Source organism: Celeribacter sp. HF31 (genome assembly GCF_011806455.1).
Lineage (GTDB): Bacteria > Pseudomonadota > Alphaproteobacteria > Rhodobacterales > Rhodobacteraceae > Celeribacter.
The window spans coordinates 464,872-481,582 of sequence record NZ_JAATOT010000002.1; the positions used below are offsets into that span (position 1 = coordinate 464,872).

General features: G+C 60.0%; 19 protein-coding genes. 7 read left to right on the top strand and 12 right to left on the bottom strand.

The features are described 5' to 3' along the window. Nucleotides 1-33: 33 nt before the first annotated feature. Both HCZ23_RS05690 and HCZ23_RS05695 read right to left on the bottom strand, forming a co-directional pair. Entirely contained in the window at nt 34-1,377 is a 1,344-nt protein-coding gene (locus HCZ23_RS05690; RefSeq protein WP_167600841.1) for a DNA-packaging protein, read from the bottom strand. Continuing rightward, complete coding sequence (locus HCZ23_RS05695; RefSeq protein WP_167600728.1) at nt 1,325-1,651, bottom strand: hypothetical protein; 327 nt, start codon at nt 1,649-1,651, stop codon at nt 1,325-1,327. Before HCZ23_RS05695 ends, HCZ23_RS05690 begins: the two co-directional genes overlap by 53 nt. 291 nt (nt 1,652-1,942) lie before the next feature. Between HCZ23_RS05695 and HCZ23_RS05700 the strand changes: the two genes are divergently transcribed. Further along, nucleotides 1,943-2,716, top strand: a complete 774-nt coding sequence (locus HCZ23_RS05700) for a potassium channel family protein (RefSeq protein ID WP_167600729.1) — start codon at nt 1,943-1,945, stop codon at nt 2,714-2,716. A gap of 36 nt (nt 2,717-2,752) precedes the next feature. On the opposite strand, the gene HCZ23_RS05705 is transcribed toward HCZ23_RS05700, so the two are convergent. The 3 genes from HCZ23_RS05705 to fabF form a co-directional block, all read right to left on the bottom strand. Further along, nucleotides 2,753-3,943 (bottom strand): APC family permease, encoded by a 1,191-nt coding sequence (locus HCZ23_RS05705; protein ID WP_167600730.1) that lies wholly within the window; start codon nt 3,941-3,943, stop codon nt 2,753-2,755. A 177-nt stretch (nt 3,944-4,120) separates the two neighbouring features. Beyond that, nucleotides 4,121-5,296: an endolytic transglycosylase MltG gene (gene mltG / locus HCZ23_RS05710; protein ID WP_167600731.1), complete on the bottom strand. Its 1,176-nt coding sequence runs from the start codon at nt 5,294-5,296 to the stop codon at nt 4,121-4,123. Between the two features lies 1 nt (nt 5,297). Further along, a complete protein-coding gene (gene fabF, locus HCZ23_RS05715) occupies nt 5,298-6,560 on the bottom strand; it encodes a beta-ketoacyl-ACP synthase II (RefSeq protein WP_167600732.1) in 1,263 nt (420 codons plus the stop codon). 153 nt (nt 6,561-6,713) lie between these two features. On the opposite strand from fabF, the gene HCZ23_RS05720 reads away from it, so the two are divergent. Next, nucleotides 6,714-7,931: a PilZ domain-containing protein gene (locus HCZ23_RS05720; protein WP_167600733.1), complete on the top strand. Its 1,218-nt coding sequence runs from the start codon at nt 6,714-6,716 to the stop codon at nt 7,929-7,931. 109 nt (nt 7,932-8,040) lie between these two features. Here HCZ23_RS05720 and HCZ23_RS05725 read toward each other — a convergent pair whose 3' ends face one another. From HCZ23_RS05725 to HCZ23_RS05740, 4 genes are all read right to left on the bottom strand, one after another. Then, nucleotides 8,041-8,274 (bottom strand): acyl carrier protein, encoded by a 234-nt coding sequence (locus HCZ23_RS05725; RefSeq protein ID WP_009571390.1) that lies wholly within the window; start codon nt 8,272-8,274, stop codon nt 8,041-8,043. Nucleotides 8,275-8,489: 215 nt separating this feature from the next. Beyond that, a complete protein-coding gene (fabG, locus tag HCZ23_RS05730; RefSeq protein WP_167600734.1) occupies nt 8,490-9,227 on the bottom strand; it encodes a 3-oxoacyl-[acyl-carrier-protein] reductase in 738 nt (245 codons plus the stop codon). An 86-nt stretch (nt 9,228-9,313) separates the two neighbouring features. Next, nucleotides 9,314-10,243: an ACP S-malonyltransferase gene (gene fabD / locus HCZ23_RS05735; protein ID WP_167600735.1), complete on the bottom strand. Its 930-nt coding sequence runs from the start codon at nt 10,241-10,243 to the stop codon at nt 9,314-9,316. A 160-nt stretch (nt 10,244-10,403) separates the two neighbouring features. Then, entirely contained in the window at nt 10,404-11,087 is a 684-nt protein-coding gene (locus HCZ23_RS05740; RefSeq protein ID WP_167600736.1) for a hypothetical protein, read from the bottom strand. A 276-nt stretch (nt 11,088-11,363) separates the two neighbouring features. Between HCZ23_RS05740 and rpsF the strand changes: the two genes are divergently transcribed. The 3 genes from rpsF to rplI are packed head-to-tail and all read left to right on the top strand — an operon-like array spanning nt 11,364 to nt 12,595. After that, complete coding sequence (gene rpsF / locus HCZ23_RS05745) at nt 11,364-11,720, top strand: 30S ribosomal protein S6 (RefSeq protein ID WP_167600842.1); 357 nt, start codon at nt 11,364-11,366, stop codon at nt 11,718-11,720. A 24-nt stretch (nt 11,721-11,744) separates the two neighbouring features. Further along, nucleotides 11,745-11,972, top strand: a complete 228-nt coding sequence (gene rpsR / locus HCZ23_RS05750; protein ID WP_005852865.1) for a 30S ribosomal protein S18 — start codon at nt 11,745-11,747, stop codon at nt 11,970-11,972. Between the two features lie 11 nt (nt 11,973-11,983). Continuing rightward, the gene (rplI, locus tag HCZ23_RS05755; RefSeq protein ID WP_167600737.1) at nt 11,984-12,595 is read left to right on the top strand and encodes a 50S ribosomal protein L9; all 612 of its coding nucleotides are present in this window, start codon (nt 11,984-11,986) and stop codon (nt 12,593-12,595) included. A gap of 82 nt (nt 12,596-12,677) precedes the next feature. On the opposite strand, the gene HCZ23_RS05760 is transcribed toward rplI, so the two are convergent. After that, on the bottom strand, nt 12,678-12,896 hold the full coding sequence (locus HCZ23_RS05760) for a helix-turn-helix transcriptional regulator (RefSeq protein WP_167600738.1): 219 nt from the start codon (nt 12,894-12,896) through the stop codon (nt 12,678-12,680). Nucleotides 12,897-12,908: 12 nt separating this feature from the next. Further along, entirely contained in the window at nt 12,909-13,418 is a 510-nt protein-coding gene (locus HCZ23_RS05765; protein WP_167600739.1) for a hypothetical protein, read from the bottom strand. A gap of 151 nt (nt 13,419-13,569) precedes the next feature. Between HCZ23_RS05765 and HCZ23_RS05770 the strand changes: the two genes are divergently transcribed. Together HCZ23_RS05770 and HCZ23_RS05775 are read left to right on the top strand one after the other, a co-directional pair. After that, nucleotides 13,570-13,947 carry a glycine zipper 2TM domain-containing protein gene (locus tag HCZ23_RS05770; RefSeq protein WP_167600740.1) on the top strand — a complete coding sequence of 126 codons (378 nt, stop codon included), beginning with the start codon at nt 13,570-13,572 and terminating at the stop codon, nt 13,945-13,947. A gap of 224 nt (nt 13,948-14,171) precedes the next feature. After that, the gene (locus HCZ23_RS05775) at nt 14,172-14,642 is read left to right on the top strand and encodes a lytic transglycosylase domain-containing protein (RefSeq protein WP_167600741.1); all 471 of its coding nucleotides are present in this window, start codon (nt 14,172-14,174) and stop codon (nt 14,640-14,642) included. A gap of 518 nt (nt 14,643-15,160) precedes the next feature. Here HCZ23_RS05775 and tig read toward each other — a convergent pair. Further along, nucleotides 15,161-16,489 carry a trigger factor gene (tig, locus tag HCZ23_RS05780; RefSeq protein ID WP_167600742.1) on the bottom strand — a complete coding sequence of 443 codons (1,329 nt, stop codon included), beginning with the start codon at nt 16,487-16,489 and terminating at the stop codon, nt 15,161-15,163. Nucleotides 16,490-16,711: the final 222 nt, after the last annotated feature.

The following is a 16,711-nucleotide window of genomic DNA, read 5'->3' on the forward strand; positions in this document are numbered from 1 at the left end:
CGGTGAGGATCAGGTCCTCGGAGGCGTAATAGGTCAAAGGCGTGCCGGTGAGACCGCGCAGCCAGCTGCCTTGTGAGAGCGAAAGACCTGACCCGTAGCGGTTCGAAGAGGCCGCCACACCCAGCGAAAAGCCCGTGAGCCCGGTGCCGGTGATGTCGGAGAGAACGCGCCCGGTGATACCATAGACCACGGATTGACCGGGGATACCCGCCCCTGATCGTAGAGTGCGGCCACCGGCTCCGCCCGCGCCGCTTTGCCACGCGTGGCCCGTACCGATTTATAGGGCACCAGAGGGTCGATCTGTCGGATCACGGTTTCCACCAGATCGCCGCCCTGGTTCACCTCCGCCACGATCTTATCCGCCTCCCAAGTCTTCAGCGCGTTGATCGCCGCCTCGGCCCAGACCGTGGGCGACGAGGCCGACACCGTCGCGTCCTCCAACACATAGGCGCACCAATCTTTCGGATCGCCCTTGGTCACCGCGCCGACCACGACAATCCCGCACTCATCCGAGCCCTTGTGCCCCGTCACCGGCGGGTCCACCGCCACGACGATGCGATCCAGCACCGGCACGTCTTGCACCCGTGCAGCCTCGATCCGCGCCAAAGACCACAGCGCGCCCTCTTCTTCGTCCAAGAGCACACCATCCAATTCCTGCCGCCCCAGACGTGTGCCCGCGTAACGCGTCTTCACCTCTTCGAGGAAGGACGCCGCCAGATTGGCTGCGTTCGCCTCGGTCGGCGCATGGGTTGTCACAGTAGAACTGCGCTCCAGAAGCGCTTTCAAAATCGCCACATTCCTCGGCGTGGTCGTCACCACCGCGCGCGGGTCATCCCCGAGCCGCAGCCCGAATTGCAGCATGTCCCAGGCCTCCTGCGGCTTGCGCCATTTCGCCAGTTCATCGACCCAGGCCGCGTCGAATTGCGGGCCGCGCAAAGCCTCCGGGTCATTGCCGGAAAACACGGTGGCCTCCGCGCCGTTGGGCCACACCAATGTCCGCCGCGTGGCCACCCATGTCGGACGCCTGTCTGGCGACGAACAGGCCAAAATGCCACTGTCGCCAAACACCATCACCTCGCGCGCCTGATCATAGGTCTCGCCGATCAAAGCCACCCGTTTCGCGCGACCCGGTTGCGTCGCCCGGCTGCCCTCGACCATCGACCGGACCCATTCAGACCCCGCCCGCGTCTTGCCCGCGCCGCGCCCGCCCATGATCACCCATGTGCGCCAGTCGCCTTCCGGCGGCAATTGATGATCCAGCGCCCAGGCCTCGAACAGGTAAGGGAGCGCCGTAAGCGCCCCCTCCCCCAATGTGTCCAGAAACTCACGCTGTGTCTCTGGTGGCTCTGAGGCGAGCCAGCCGATCAAGGATCTCAGATTTGGCGGCGTCAAAGTCGATCTCTCCGCCGCCGAGCTCTCCGCTTTTGCGTTTGTGCTCATCGAGACGTTTCCTTTCGTCGAATGAGGTGTTCAGCGCCTTGTTGAGATCCGCCATGTGCTTGGCGATGTCCTTCGCCGCCTCCGGATCTCCGGCCTGCACCCCGATAATGGCCTCGTTGACGGCCCCGATCGCCCGGAGCACGCTTTGGTCGGCAATCTTCACCAGATTGTCGAGCCCGTGTTCATCCCCCACAGATGAAGTCACTTTCATTGTCTTCGCCTCTCATGCTTGAGTGTTCTCCGCACGAGAAACGCGAGGTTTTCGGTGCCCCTCAGCACTTTGATGACCCGTCCAGGACCCCCTCAGGTCCCTTTCGCCTCATCCCCCACGCTTTCCAGCCAGACCACCCTGCGGCAAAACCCGTAAAATTGGTTAAAGCCTGCGCACGGGCAGCGGGTTTCAGAGTGCGTTAACCTTTTGCAACCGGGGCTGAGCGCCGTTCCCTCTTGAAATCGCGGTGAATTTTGCGCATCACCAAAAGGAACAGGGATGAGGAAAATCATGGCCAGCGCCCTTCACGCCAAGCTCCACGCGCTCTATGAGGGCGATAGCGATCACGCGCATGTCTTTCGCTACGCGCTTTTGGCCTTCGATCTGGTGACCGTCCTCTTCGTCATCGTCACCTCTTTCTTCGCCCACCCGCTCTGGGTCGAGATCACCGATCTGGTCTTCGGCTTTCTGATCCTTCTGGATTTTTCCGCGCGGGTCTACGTCTCGGACCGCAAGCTCCATTACCTGACCCGCCCCGCGACCATCGCCGATGTCATCGCCATGGTCTCCTTTCTGGCGCCGCTCGCGGGCGAAGGTCTCGGTTTCCTGCGCATCCTGCGCACGCTCAGGCTCTTACACACCTATCAGCTGATGAACCGGCTGCGGCAGGACTTCAAACTCTTCCGCAAACACGAAGAGGTCATCGTCGCCGCGATCAACCTTCTGGTCTTTATTTTTGTCACCACCGGGCTGATCTACGCGTTGGAGCACGGCCACAACGAACATATCCGCAACTACGCGGATGCGCTCTATTTCACCGTCACGACGCTGACCACCACCGGGTTTGGTGACATCACCCTGCCCGGCACCACAGGGCGACTGGTCTCCATCGCCGTGATGTTCTTTGGTGTCACACTGTTCCTGCGCCTCGCCCAAGTGCTCTTTCGCCCCACCAAAGTGCGCTACGAATGCGAAAGCTGCGGGCTCATGCTGCATGACGCGGATGCGACCCACTGCAAACATTGCGGCGCCGTGGTGCATATCCAGACCGAAGGCCTGCTGTAGCGCCTCCGGCGGGAGTATTTTTCCCACAAAGGAAACCTATTCGACGGCTGTGCCGAACAGGGTCACCATCGCCGCGATTCCGGTCACGGCGGCGAAAAAAGCGATGTGGATGGCTGATTTGCCAGCACGGCGTGCCAGCACCACCGCGATGGCGCCCTGCACCGTGTAATAGGCGGCAAAGGCCTTGGACGCCCAAGAGATGATCTGGAACACGTCGAGGCCCCAGGTGATCAAGAGGCCCAAAGCGACCAGCCCGGCATAGCCGATCTTCACCGGCACGCGGCCTTTGGTCAGTTCCTCGACCAGCCCGCCCGCACCGGAAGTGTCCGCCACAGCCGCCGAGAATTGCGCAGCCAGGGCCGCGAGCACCAGCATCATCGGCAACACGGGTGCGACGATACGCATCATGTCGATGATCGCCGTTTCAGAGGTCAAGATCTGTTCCGGGCGAAACACATAGGCCATGAGCAGCACGTAGGTCATGTAGATCGCCGTCGAGACCCATTGCGCGATGCGCATCGAGCGGATGCGGGTCTTGGCGTCATATTCCTCGCCCAGATAGCGCGAAGTCTCGAACCCTTGTACCGTGACCAGGAGCCCGAACAACAGGCTCAGCGCAGGCCATCCCGTCAGGCTCGCGGGTGTGACGATCAACGTATTGCCGCTGGATTTCTCCGCGAAAAACCACGCCAAGCCGACCAAAAGCCCGGCAATGATCGACAGTTTCAGCCCGACAGACACCTGCTCCAAACGCTCCAGCGCCGAAAACCCTTTGGTCCAGCCGGTGATCAGGATCACACCAAACACCGCAGTCGTCACCAGACGTGCGGCGAATGCCGTGTCCCATGGCGTCAGACTGACGGCAAAGGCGCCCAAAAGGTTGAGGTAATAGGCCACCGAAATCACATAGGCGAAGGACAAGACCCAAGAGGCCAGATGTTCGAGCCGACCGCTCAGCGCGTCATGTCCGCGCCCTTCCATAGCCGCGATATTGAACCGCACCGCAGCGCCGATTGCATAGGCCACGAGACACAAAAGCGCCATTGCCAGCGGCGTCCAGGCGCCATAAGCCTCCGCCAGAATAGGCCCCAGCACCAGAAACCCCGACCCGATGATCGAGGCCAAGGGCGTCATTGTCGCTTTCCAAAGAGGCGCACCCGCCAGCCGTGGCCAGCTCAACACCCCCGCCATCAAAAGCGTCATGGCAATAATGGCAATGGTGTCCATCGTCTCGTCCTTAAAGCGTTTTTCGTTTAATCTGAATCAGTTTGAGCGAAAAACGTTGCCACACTGAATTGATATTGCTCCGCTTCTCAAAAATTGAGTACCTCAAGTTTTTGAGAAACGCTTTAAAAAGCAAAAGGGCGCAGCCTCGCCGCGCCCTTTCCATATCATATCAATGCCTTACTGGCTTGCGCGTTCGGCTTCGATCTCGCGCCATTTGGCGACATTGGCGTTATGCTCCACCAGGGTCTCGGCAAAGGCATGCCCGCCCGTGCCATCCGCCACAAAGAACAGATAGGGTGTCTCATCCGGGTTCACCGCTGCCTGCATCGCCTCAAGCCCCGGGTTCGCAATCGGACCCGGCGGCATACCCTCGATCACATAGGTGTTGTAAGGGCTGTTCGATTGCAGCTCAGACTGACGCAAACCACGGCCCAGAACGCCGACGCCATTGGTCACGCCGTAAATCACCGTCGGGTCCGTCTGAAGCCGCATACCACGACGCAGACGGTTCTCGAACACAGAAGCCACCTGACGGCGTTCTTCCGCCAGCCCGGTTTCCTTTTCAATGATCGAGGCCATGGTCAACATCTCTTCCGGCGTGTCAAACGGCAGGCCCTCGACCCGCGTCGCCCAGACCGTGTCGATCCGCTGCTGCTGCGCCGCTTCCATGCGGGCGATCAGATCGTCCACGTCAGAACCTTCGCGCACTTCATAGCTGTCGGGCGCCAACATGCCCTCTGCGGGCATCTCGTCCGCCTCGACAGAGCCGGTCATGAAATCCGCCGCCTTGAGGCTTTCGACGACGCGCCACACGGTCGTGCCCTCGGCCACCAACACGCGGTAGCGCGTGTCCGCTTCGGCGCGCACCTTGCTGTATTCCGCCGGAACCTCCTGCACCTCGTCGCTCTCTGCGATGGGGTCGAATTCGGCGGTCTCGACATAGCTGCCGGTCTGCGGATCCAGCTCGCGCACCTGAATTTCGGCACGGTTCACACCGATGCGATAGACCACTTCGGTGCCACAGGTCGACGCGCCGCCACGGGTGATCTGATCGATGATCTCCGCCATGGAAGCGCCTTCCTCAACGAGGAAAGACCCGGCCTTAAGCTCTTGAGATTTCTCGCTATACTCGGCACCGATGCGGAAAATATGCGGGCTGGAAATCGCGCCTTGATCGGACAGATTTTCCGACACACGCCGCATGGTCGAGCCCGACGGCACGCGCAAACAGATCGCCTGATCGAGCGGACCTTGTGCAACAAATTCGCGCTTGCCCCAAGCAATCACCCCCGCCAATGCGACGAGGGCGACGATGAAGAGGGTCAGCGCGTTGGAGGCGATGGATCGCCACATCTCAGCCGTCCACCTTTTTCAGAACCAGAGAGGCGTTGGTGCCGCCAAAGCCGAAGGAGTTCGACAGCGCCACATTGATCTCGCGCTCGCGTTTGGCGTTGGGGGCCAGATCGAGTTTCGGTTCCACGGCGGGGTTATCGAGGTTGATCGTCGGCGGCGCCACCTGATCGCGGATCGCCAGCACGCAGAAGATCGCCTCAACCGCCCCAGCCGCGCCCAAAAGGTGGCCGATGGAGGATTTCGTGGACGACATCGTGGCTTTCGGTGCCGCATCACCCAAGAGGCGTTCGACGGCGGCCAGTTCGATCGTGTCGGCCATGGTCGAGGTGCCATGCGCGTTGATGTAGTCGATGTCCGACGGCTCGATCCCAGCACGCGCCAGAGCGGCCTGCATCGCGCGGAAACCGCCATCGCCATCCTCGGACGGCGCCGTGATGTGATAGGCATCGCCCGACAGGCCATAGCCCACGACCTCGGCGTAAATCTTCGCGCCGCGCGCCTTGGCGTGTTCGTATTCCTCGAGCACGACAACACCTGCGCCCTCGCCCATGACGAAGCCATCGCGGTCGTCATCATAGGGCCTCGAGGCGTGGCTCGGATCGTCTTTACGCTTTGTGGACAAGGCTTTACAGGCGTTGAAGCCCGCAATGCCCAACTCGCAAATCGCCGCTTCCGCACCGCCCGCGACCATCACGTCGGCATCGCCATAGCCGATGAGACGCGAAGCATCGCCAATCGCGTGTGCCCCCGTCGAACAGGCCGTCACAACGGCGTGGTTCGGGCCCTTAAAGCCGTAGCGGATCGACACCTGACCGGAGATCAGGTTGATCAACGAGCCCGGAATAAAGAACGGAGAAATCCGACGCGGGCCTTTTTCTTTCAAAAGCACCGCCGCATCTGCAATCGAAGACAGACCGCCGATACCGGACCCGATCAAAACCCCGGTGCGCAGACGATCTTCCTCATCTTCCGGTTTCCAATCCGCATCCGTCAGCGCCTGTTCCGCCGCCGCAATGCCGAAGAGGATGAAATCATCCACTTTCTTGCGCTCTTTGTTCGACATCCAGTCCTCGGGATTGAACGTCCCGTCGGTCCCGTCGCCGAATTTCACCTCACAGGCGTAATCGGTCGCCAAATGGCTCGCGTCAAACCGCTGGATCGTGCCAGCCGCCGATTGGCCGTCCAAAAGACGGCTCCATGTTTCCTCCACACCGCACGCCAGCGGCGAAACCATTCCAAGTCCAGTGACAACTACTCGGCGCATCCGTGCCCCCTCATTTTTCGTCTGCGTTTTCTTACACGGCTCCGCCCGGCGATGGAAGTCCGAGACGAGCTTTGCCACCAATTCGGCGGATGGTAACCAGATATTGAGGCTTGTGCGGTAATCAAGTGGGACTTGCAACCGACTGAAAGACCAATGCCACCGCGTCACCTCCCCCTGTTCGGCATCTTACGCCTCTGTTTTGCGGCACTGGTCGGTGCGATTTGCGTGGCCCTTCCGAACATGGCCCGGGCCGATCCGTCCTGCGGGCTCGAAGACTGGCTCACCTCGCTCAATGACAGCGCCAATTCCTATGTCGCCGCACTTGGCAGCGCCTCCGAACACGAAGCCGCCCGGCAATTTCGCACCGAAATGGAGCGTTACGACCGCGACCGACTTTTGAAACAAATCCGCGAGGCCGATCTGGGTCAGAACGAAAAAGCGCTGATGGACTATATCTCCTCGCGCCGCCATCTCCTTGATTTACATGCCGGAAACTGGCCCGAAATGGCCGAACGCTATGGTTCGGATCCGCGTTTTAGCGCTCAGGCAAGCAATCTCGAACGCTACCTCACCGCCGTACCTTGCGATCCGACTGCCCCCGACCACCTCAATGCCGCAGAAGAAGATGAACAAAGTTTCATGGCGCGTCTAACGGGCGGCGTCGACGAAATGATTTCCCTGCTCACCCCGGAGGAAGAGGCAGAACACACGCCTGAGCCCGTTGATCCAACGAATTTCGACGAATTCCGCCCTCAGACCTTTCCGGCTCAGGAAAGAGACACCGTGGCCCTCAGCCCCTCGGGCAACGTCGCTTTCGTCCTTGGGATTTTCACCTTTATCACCGCCATCACCTCTTGGGTCTGGATGCGCTATGGCATCGTGCAGCGCCGCGCCATTCGCTACCCCTGCAGTTTGCCCGTGATCGTTTTCGATGGAATCGTGCCCGTCATCGGCGAATATCTCGACATCAGTCAGATCGGTGCGAAAATCGAAACCGATCTCAACCTGTCCATTCGACAGAAAATCAAACTCACTTGCGGCCCGGTCGAGCGCAAAGCCAAGGTGATCTGGCGCAACAATCACTTTGTCGGCGTGAAGTTCGACCGAAGCCTGTCCGAGTTGGAAATGCGGTCGCTCCTAGGCCCCTACGCCGCACAAATCGCCGCCGAACGCGAAGAAGCGCGACAAATGGGTCTGGACATTCCGCTCTCATCCTATGCCCCCGAGGGCTCCAAACCCGCATTGCAACAGGACGCAGTGCAACAGGACACTGCGCGCTCCGACGAAGAGGCTTTTGAGCCGGATGAACCGGACCCGGACCGGGAGGATATTGAAACGGCCAGGCAGGAGCCGCCCGAAGCGGCCGCCTGACAGGCAAAGAAACGGCCAAAAGAAAACGGCGCCGCCCGAAGGACCGCGCCGTTTGAAATTCTGTCTCTGATCGGGCGCTGGTGGGCACCCTAACCCCATAAGGGTCGGATCAGGAGGCTTCGGTGATGAACTTCACCGCGTCGCCGAAGGTCTGGATGGTCTCGGCTGCGTCATCCGGGATCTCGATGCCGAACTCTTCTTCGAATGCCATGACCAGCTCGACGGTGTCGAGGCTGTCTGCGCCCAGATCGTCGATGAAGGACGCGGTTTCCGTCACTTTGTCTTCTTCAACGTCGAGGTGCTCGACAACGATCTTTTTCACGCGATCTGCGATGTCGCTCATGTTCTTTCCTCACAGTTTGGGGCCCGTTGCCCGCTTTCAGCTCTGGCCGCTCGGACCACTCTTTCTACATGCAGGCGCCACAGGATCGTTTCAACCCTAAACTCCCACATGCCCACCGGCGTGAAATCGCCCGTGCTCAATCTGCGCTGCTCATAGCACAATCCTCCCCGGTGGCAAATGTTTTGTGACGCCACGTCCGAAAAGGCCTTATGCGCTCAGAGCATAGCCATCCCGCCATTCACATGCAGCGTCGTGCCGGTCGTGTAGCCCGCCTCTTGCGAGGCCAGATACACCACAGCCGCCGCGATCTCTTCCGGCGTGCCCATACGTGCGCTCGGGATCTGGGCGTTGATCTTCTCTTTCTGATCAATCGTCAGCTTGTCGGTCATCGCCGTCGCAATGAACCCCGGCGCCACGCAGTTCACCGTGATGCCGCGCGTTGCGACCTCATAGGCCAGCGATTTCGACATGCCGACCATGCCCGCTTTCGAGGCGGCATAGTTGCCCTGCCCCGGGTTGCCGGTCGCGCCGACGATCGAGGAAATATTCACGATCCGTCCCCAACGCGCCTTCATCATCCCGCGCAGCACGCCTTTACAGAGCCGCATCGTCGAAGTCAGGTTCACGTTCAGCACGCTCTCCCACTCGTCATCGGACATCCGCATGAACAGGTTGTCGCGCGTGATACCCGCGTTGTTCACCAGAATATCGACCGAGCCCATCACTTCAGCGGCCTGTTTCGGCAGCGCCTCGACGGCTTCCTTGTCGGACAGGTTGCACGGCAGCACATGCGCGCGCTCCCCCAGCTCCGCAGCCAGCGCCTCCAGAGGCTCCACGCGCGTCCCAGACAGCGCCACAGTCGCACCCGCATCATAAAGCGCCTTGGCAATCGCGCCGCCGATGCCGCCGGACGCGCCTGTGATCAGCGCATTTTTACCAGTCAGATCAAACATTTCCAATTCCTCCGAAGCTTACCACTTCTTTTGTCCATAAATATCCCGGGTGAACCGCGCCCATGGGCGCGGTGAGGGCAGAGCCCTTACCCTTTCAGCTTCGCGATGTCCTCAGGCGTGCCCACCGCACTGCAAGCGATGGATTTTTCAATCCGCCGCACCATGCCCGACAGAGCCTTGCCCGCGCCAATTTCCCACATCTCGGTGACACCTTCCGCCACCATATAGGCCACGGATTCGCGCCAGCGCACCGACCCGGTCACCTGTTCGACCAACAAGGCACGGATCAAAGCCGGATCGGTCACGGCAGAGGCCCGCACATTGGCCACCAAAGGCACGGCGGGCGTGTTAATCTCCACATCGTCCAAGGCCTCGGCCATCACATCCGCCGCAGGCCCCATCAGCGCGCAGTGGAAGGGCGCAGACACCGGCAAAAGCACGGCACGTTTCGCGCCCTTTTCCTTGGCGATCTCGACGGCGCGTTCGACGGCGGCCTTGTGACCAGAGACCACAACCTGCCCCGGATCGTTGTCATTCGCGGCTTGGCACACCTCACCTTGAGCCGCCTCTTCCGCCACCTCTTTCACGGTCGCGAAATCCAGGCCCAGCAAAGCCGCCATGGCGCCGACACCCACCGGCACAGCTTTTTGCATCGCTTCGCCACGGGTGCGCAAAAGCCGGGCGGTGTCCGCCACAGAGATCGCGCCCGCCGCCGCCAAAGCGGAATATTCACCCAAGGAGTGCCCTGCGACGAACGCCGCATCGGTCACCGCAAAGCCTTCGGCCTCCAGCGCCCGCATCGCCGCCAAAGAGGTCGCCATCAGCGCTGGCTGGGCGTTTTGGGTGAGCGTCAGCGTCTCGATCTCGCCCTCCCAGATCAGCGAGGACAGGCTTTCGCCCAAGGCCTCATCCACCTCGTCGAACACGGCTTTCGCCGCAGGATAGGCCTCGGCCAGAGCCTTGCCCATGCCGATGGTTTGGGCGCCCTGCCCCGGGAAAACGAATGCGCGCGTCATGCTCGCCCCTCCAGCTGTCTCAATGTTGCAGACGGGTCTAACGGTCTCGCGCGCAGGCGGCAAGCCCGACATGAGCCAGACTGGGACCCATCATGGACCCAAGGTCACTTTACCTGCCGCCTCCGCAGAGTGGGAGCGCCACATGCGATAGGTCGCAAGATCAGCGCAGCGCGCGGGGCAGCGGTTTGACAGCCGCATTGCGCGACAAAGGACGGCGGCGCATCTCCGCGGTCTTGACCGGCGTCACAGACACCGAGGGCTCGGCGCGCAAATCCGTATTCAGATCGTACCAGAGCTCGCGCAGCACCTCTTCCTGGCCCTCGAACAGAGTCTCGATCTCGCCTTGCGCGCCAAACCGCACATCCAGATGTGTCGTCCGCCCCGGCACCGGGCTGCGCCGCACGAACACCGATCCGATCTCGTCAAAGCCGATCACCGTATTCAGCCGCGCGTCATCACGCCGGTTCAACCAGACGACCCGAAGCTGATGGCGCTGCAGATCAACCTGAACTTCGCGATAAAGGCCCCGCTCCGCCAGATAGCCAAGGGTTAACCCGAAGACGCCAAGGAAAATCGACAGCCCCATCTTGATGCCCAAAAGCCCAAGCGCGAAACTCGCCCCGGGCCAAAGCCAAAGACCGGCCATCGCCAAAAAGGCCAGAAACGACAACACACGCAGGCCAAGCTCCGCACGCGCCCGCACGGTGCAAAGCCCGTCCTGCTGCGACAGGCTATAGCCCCATGCCGTTTCGCGGCGATAGATGGTACCTTTGTCCTGTGTGATCTGGCGTTGCGCGCCCGCGTCTTGCTTCTGTCCGGAAGCCAAATCTGAAGACGGTGTCATTGCCTTCATCCCTTGTCGTCATCTCATCCAAAGGTTGTAATGTTGGTTAATATGGGCGGGAATGTGGCCCACATACGGTGATTTCTTGCGACGCGCCCTTCCCCTTGCGTCAGCCCACCGAGAAAGCCCGAGTTTGTCCTTGAACCAAAGGCTCAAATGCGTATAAGGGCACATCCTTTCGCAAGACACTTATGAACCGCGCAGTCTCTCGTGGTCGGGCCGCGGAAGGTCAAATGCCCGTCCTATGAAATGCGCTTGAACATGATTGGAGCACCCATGCCGCTTTACGAGCATGTCTTCATTGCGCGTCAGGACCTTTCCAACGCGCAGGCCGAAGGTCTCATCGAACATTTTGGCACCGTCCTCGCCGACAACGGCGGGAAACTCGTCGAGCACGAGTACTGGGGCGTCAAAACGATGGCCTACAAGATCAACAAAAACCGCAAGGGCCACTACGCCTACCTGCGCACCGACGCCCCGTCGGAAGCCGTGCAGGAAATGGAACGCCTGATGCGTCTGCATGACGACGTGATGCGCGTCCTGACCATCAAGGTCGACGCCCACGAGGAAGGCCCCTCCGTGCAAATGCAGAAACGTGACGACCGCGAAGAGCGCCGTCCGCGTCGCAACTGATCTTGTTTGGAAAGGACCTAACCTATGGCCGCTAAACCGTTTTTCCGCCGCCGCAAAGTCTGCCCGTTCTCCGGCGACAATGCACCCGCGATCGATTACAAAGACACCCGTCTTCTGCAGCGCTACATCTCCGAGCGCGGCAAAATCGTCCCGTCCCGCATCACCGCAGTCTCTGCGAAGAAACAGCGTGAGCTGGCCCGTGCCATCAAACGCGCTCGCTTCCTCGCCCTGCTGCCCTACGCCGTGAAGTAAGGAGTAAGCACATGCAAGTTATCCTTCTCGAACGCGTGGCCAAACTCGGCCAAATGGGCGATGTTGTGTCCGTCAAAGACGGCTACGCCCGCAACTTCCTGCTGCCGCAGGAAAAAGCGCTGCGTGCCTCTCAGGCAAACATCAAAGCTTTCGAAGCGCAAAAAGCGCAGCTCGAGGCCCGTAACCTCGAGACCAAGAAAGAGGCCGAAGCTCTGGCTGCGACCCTCGACGGTCAAAAGTTCGTCGTGATTCGCTCCGCCTCCGACGCTGGTGCTCTCTACGGCTCCGTCACGCCCCGTGACGCCGCAGACGCCGCCACCGAGAACGGCTTCACCGTCGACCGCAAACAGGTCGCTCTGAAAGCCCCGATCAAAGAGCTTGGCCTGCACGAGCTGCACGTCATCCTGCACCCGGAAGTCGAAGCCACGATCATCCTGAACGTCGCCCGCTCCACCGAGGAAGCCGAACTTCAGGCCGAAGGCAAATCCATTCAGGAGCTCGCCGCCGAAGCCGAAGCCCAGGCCGAATTCGAGATCGCTGAACTGTTCGACGACATCGGCTCCGCCGCGTCCGACGACGACGATCTGGCCGAAGCTGTCGAAGCAGAGGCCGAAGAAGAGTAATCTTCTTTCCGTTGCAAAATTCAAAAAGCCCCGCTCAGCGGGGCTTTTTCTTTGTCCAATGTCGCTCGGAAAACGCGGGCACTCACGCCCCCTCATCATCCGGCACATAGCGCAGAATATCGCCGGGCTGACAGTCCAGCACCTTGCACAGCGCATCAAGCGACTGAAATCGCACACCTTTCACCTTGCCGGATTTGAACAGCGACAGGTTGGTCTCGGACAGCCCGATCGCCTGCGCCACCTCGCGTGACGACAGTTTGCGCTTCACCAACATCATGTCGAGCGTGATCTCAATCGCCATCTCACCCTGCCCTCAAAAGAATTCTTTGTTTTCCCGCTCGATCTCCGCCGCCTGACGAAACGCCCCGGCCAGCGCGATCAGAACGATGCCGATCACCAAGATGATCGCATCCAAATCAATCGGGAACCACTCGATCTCCGGACGCTCCGCCTGTGGCACGTTCCAGACCATCGCAAACGGATAGACATAGGACAATATGGCAAAAACGGCCCAAAAGCCGATCAAATCACGCCCCGTACGGCTCAGCGCCCCGGTCAGCCCGTCAAAATCCCGATGACGCGCCGCCGCCAGCACCCGATGCATCGCCCAAAGCGCCGACAACAGGCAGAGCGCCAGAACTGCGAATAAGACAAACGCCCCGATCAGGATCGGCATGGGCGGTGGCGCGATCTCCACCGGCAGCCCAAGAATATCGAACAAAGGCGCCGGATCGCCAAAGAGCACCGACACCGTCACTCCCAAAAGCGCCGCCCCCGTCACCAGGGCGCAGGCCAACATCATCACGCGCGCAAAACTCTGCATCTCTCTCTCCTGACTGTCCGCGATGATCTACCACAGATGAGATCATTTCGCGATGCGAAAATAGTTTTATGTTTTTCATAAAACATTTTTCTTGATTCATAACAAGTCGCGTTTTATCCCCAGCCAAAGAAGCGACTCAAAAGGATATGACATGACCTTCCACAAAACCCTCCCGCTCTTCGCCATCACCCTTGGCCTGCTCGCGGCCTGCGACCGCCCGATGAACGAGCCTTACCTCTTCGACGGCCCAAAACCCGCAGGCTATGAAACCGATCTGGCGCAGTGCAAATCCATCGCCGCCAACTACAAAGCCGACGACATCACCGGCGCCGCCATCGGGGGCGCAGCCATCGGCGGTGTGTTGGGCGCAGTCGATGACAGCAATGACAATGAGCTTGAAGGCGCGCTTGGCGGCGCCGCGGCTGGCGCTTTGGTCGGCGCCTTGAGCGTTCAGGAAAAGGTCGGCGATGCCCGCCGCGACGTGGTCATCCGCTGCCTTCAGGGCCGCGGCTACAAAGTCGTCGGCTAAAGCGTCACGCCTTTAACGTGAGACATCAAATAAAGGCGAGGCGCGTGCAACGCGTATATTTTGCACAGCGCTCCGCCAAAATCTGGGTCTCAGGTTTTTGGCGGAACGCTTTAACCCTTGCCGAATTGAGCGTATTTCCGCCAAACCAGATCACCGGGCGCGCTATTTGCTTGGCCTGCCCGGTGATCCATGGTGATTTGAGCAAAATTTTTTGGAGCCTTCCTATGCCGTCGGTGACGCGTCGTTTTTTCCTGCTTGCCCCCCTCGCCCTCGCCGCCTGTGGCAACAAAGCCGAAGTCTCGCGCAACCGCCCTTTCGACCCGCCGCTCTACCCCAATGAGACGCCGGAACTGCGGGCGCTGATCAACAAATGGGCCGACCATTACGAGATTCCGCGCGAGTTGATCCACCGTCAGGCGGTGCGTGAAAGCACCCACCGCCCCTGGGCGCGCAACGGCCCCTATTGGGGTCTGCTGCAAATCCTGCCGCAAACCGCCCGCACCATGGGCCACCGAGGTGCGGCCGAAGAGCTCTTGGACCCGAATGTGAACCTCGAATACGCCGGCAAATACCTGCGCGGCGCCTACCTTGTGTCCGGCGGCGACATCGACAGCGCCATGGGCTGGTACGCGCGTGGGTATTATTATGAGGCCAAGAAACAGGGGCTTTTGTACGAGACGGGGCTCAGGAGTTAAGCCTAGAGAACATCTCCATTCATCCCTCTCAAACCACCTAAAATTTCAGATACACGTCCCGGATTGAGGTCCACAGCATCCGCTATTTCTTGCTGAGACAAACGTGTGTGCTGGGCCAATCGCAGAACAGCTTCAACTTGATCTGGTCGAGGAGCGGGATGTCGGGGACTTGTTCGTCGAGAAGAACTTCGACGAGTCATATACGCATCTACAATATCATCGATACGATCAGCGTAAGTATCCTCTCCCTCTGCGCGCAAGTCAGAAGCAACCTCTTCTAATAGGCGTCGCGCTAAAGGGATATTGCTGCCATATCGCGGTCTTCTTCCCATTATTCCCCCCGAAATAAAATCAAAAAATGTGATGTCAATTTAGATCGGTAAGATAATTTTATTTTTCAAGACCTCACAGCAATAAAAAGGCCGCCTCGTTTCCGAAGCGGCCCTCTGTCCCTCGCTCAAATCGCGAGATGCCTCTCTTGCAGGCCACCCCAAAATGGGCTGGCCCGCCTTCGGGCCTTATTCGTCGTCGAGGCTCTCGACGGCTTTTTCCAGCTCTTCTTTCGAGACTTCTTTCTCGGTCAGTTGAGCGTTTTCGGCGATATAATCGACCACTTTGTCCTCAAACAGCGGAGCCTGAATCTGCTGACGCATCTGCGGGTTTTGCTGAACGAATTCAAAGAACTGACGCTCCTGGCCCGGGTATTGACGCGCCTGCGTCATGACCGCTTGGGTGAACTCGGCGTCGGTCACCTGGATCTCTTGCTTCTGACCGATGTCGGCGAGCAGAAGGCCAAGGCGCACGCGGCGTTCGGCCAGCGTGTTGTGCTCATCGCTCACCTCGATTTCCGGGTGATCGTGACCGTGCACGTCCGGGTTTTCCTCGTGCCACAGCTGGTGCGCGATCTGTTTCGCTTCGGCTTCCACCAGGGACGGCGGCAGGTCGAAGGACACGACAGCGTCGAGCTGGTCCAGCAGGCCACGCTTCATCACTGCGCGGGCGGCACCGGCGTATTCGGCCTCGAGACGTTCCGCGATCTGACCTTTCAGGGAGGCGAGATCTTCGGCGCCGAATTTCTTGGCCAGCTCGTCGTCGATGGCGGAGTCAGCCGGGGCTTTGACCGCTTTGACTTTGCATTCGAAGACGGCGTCTTTGCCAGCCAGGTTCTCTGCGCCGTATTCCTCGGGGAATTTCACTTCGACGTCCTTCTCGTCGCCCGCTTTCAGGCCCACGAGCTGCTCTTCGAAGCCCGGGATGAAGGAGCCGGAGCCCAGCACCAGCGGGTAGTCTTCAGCAGCACCGCCGTCGAAGGCTTCGCCGTCGACCTTGCCGAGGAAGTCGATCACGACTTGGTCGCCATCGGCCGCTTCGCCGTCTTTGTCTTCGAAGTTCTGCGCGGTGGCCGCGAGGTTTTTCAGAGCGTCTTCGATCTCATCTTCGCCCGCTTTGACGACGAGTTTCTCGAGCGTCACGGTGGAGAGGTCGGATTCCGGGATCTGCGGCAGGGCTTCGTAGGTCATGGTGACGATGACATCGTCGCCCTCTTTCCACTCTTCGCCGCCTTCCATGGTGACATTCGGCTGCATCGCCGGTTTGTCGCCAGAGGCTTCGAAGTGATCGTTCATCGCGCCATCGACAGCTTCCTGCATGGCTTCGCCAAGAACACGCTGGCCGAATTGTTTTTTCAGGAGCGCCATCGGCACTTTGCCTTTGCGGAAACCCTTCATTTCGACTTCGGGTTGGGCTTCCTTGAGCTTGGTGTTGACTTTCTCGTCGAGCTCAGCGGCGGTGATGGTGATCTGATAGCCGCGCTTCAGACCTTCGTTCAGGGTCTCGGTGACCTGCATCTTGGCGTCCTTTTTACGTTCTTACGTCTCTTTTGGCCGCTGGACCGCGACCTGATAAATCAGACGCTCTTCTAGGGGCAGAATCCCTATCGTGCAAGGCTATTCCGCCTGTATTTACGCCTCTCTTTGGGCGAGGCCTGAGATGTGGAAAGAAAACACCCCGCATCTTCTTGTGCAAGAGCTGCCGGTGGAGGGGAGAGGCAAAGCTTAGCCCCAAATGCT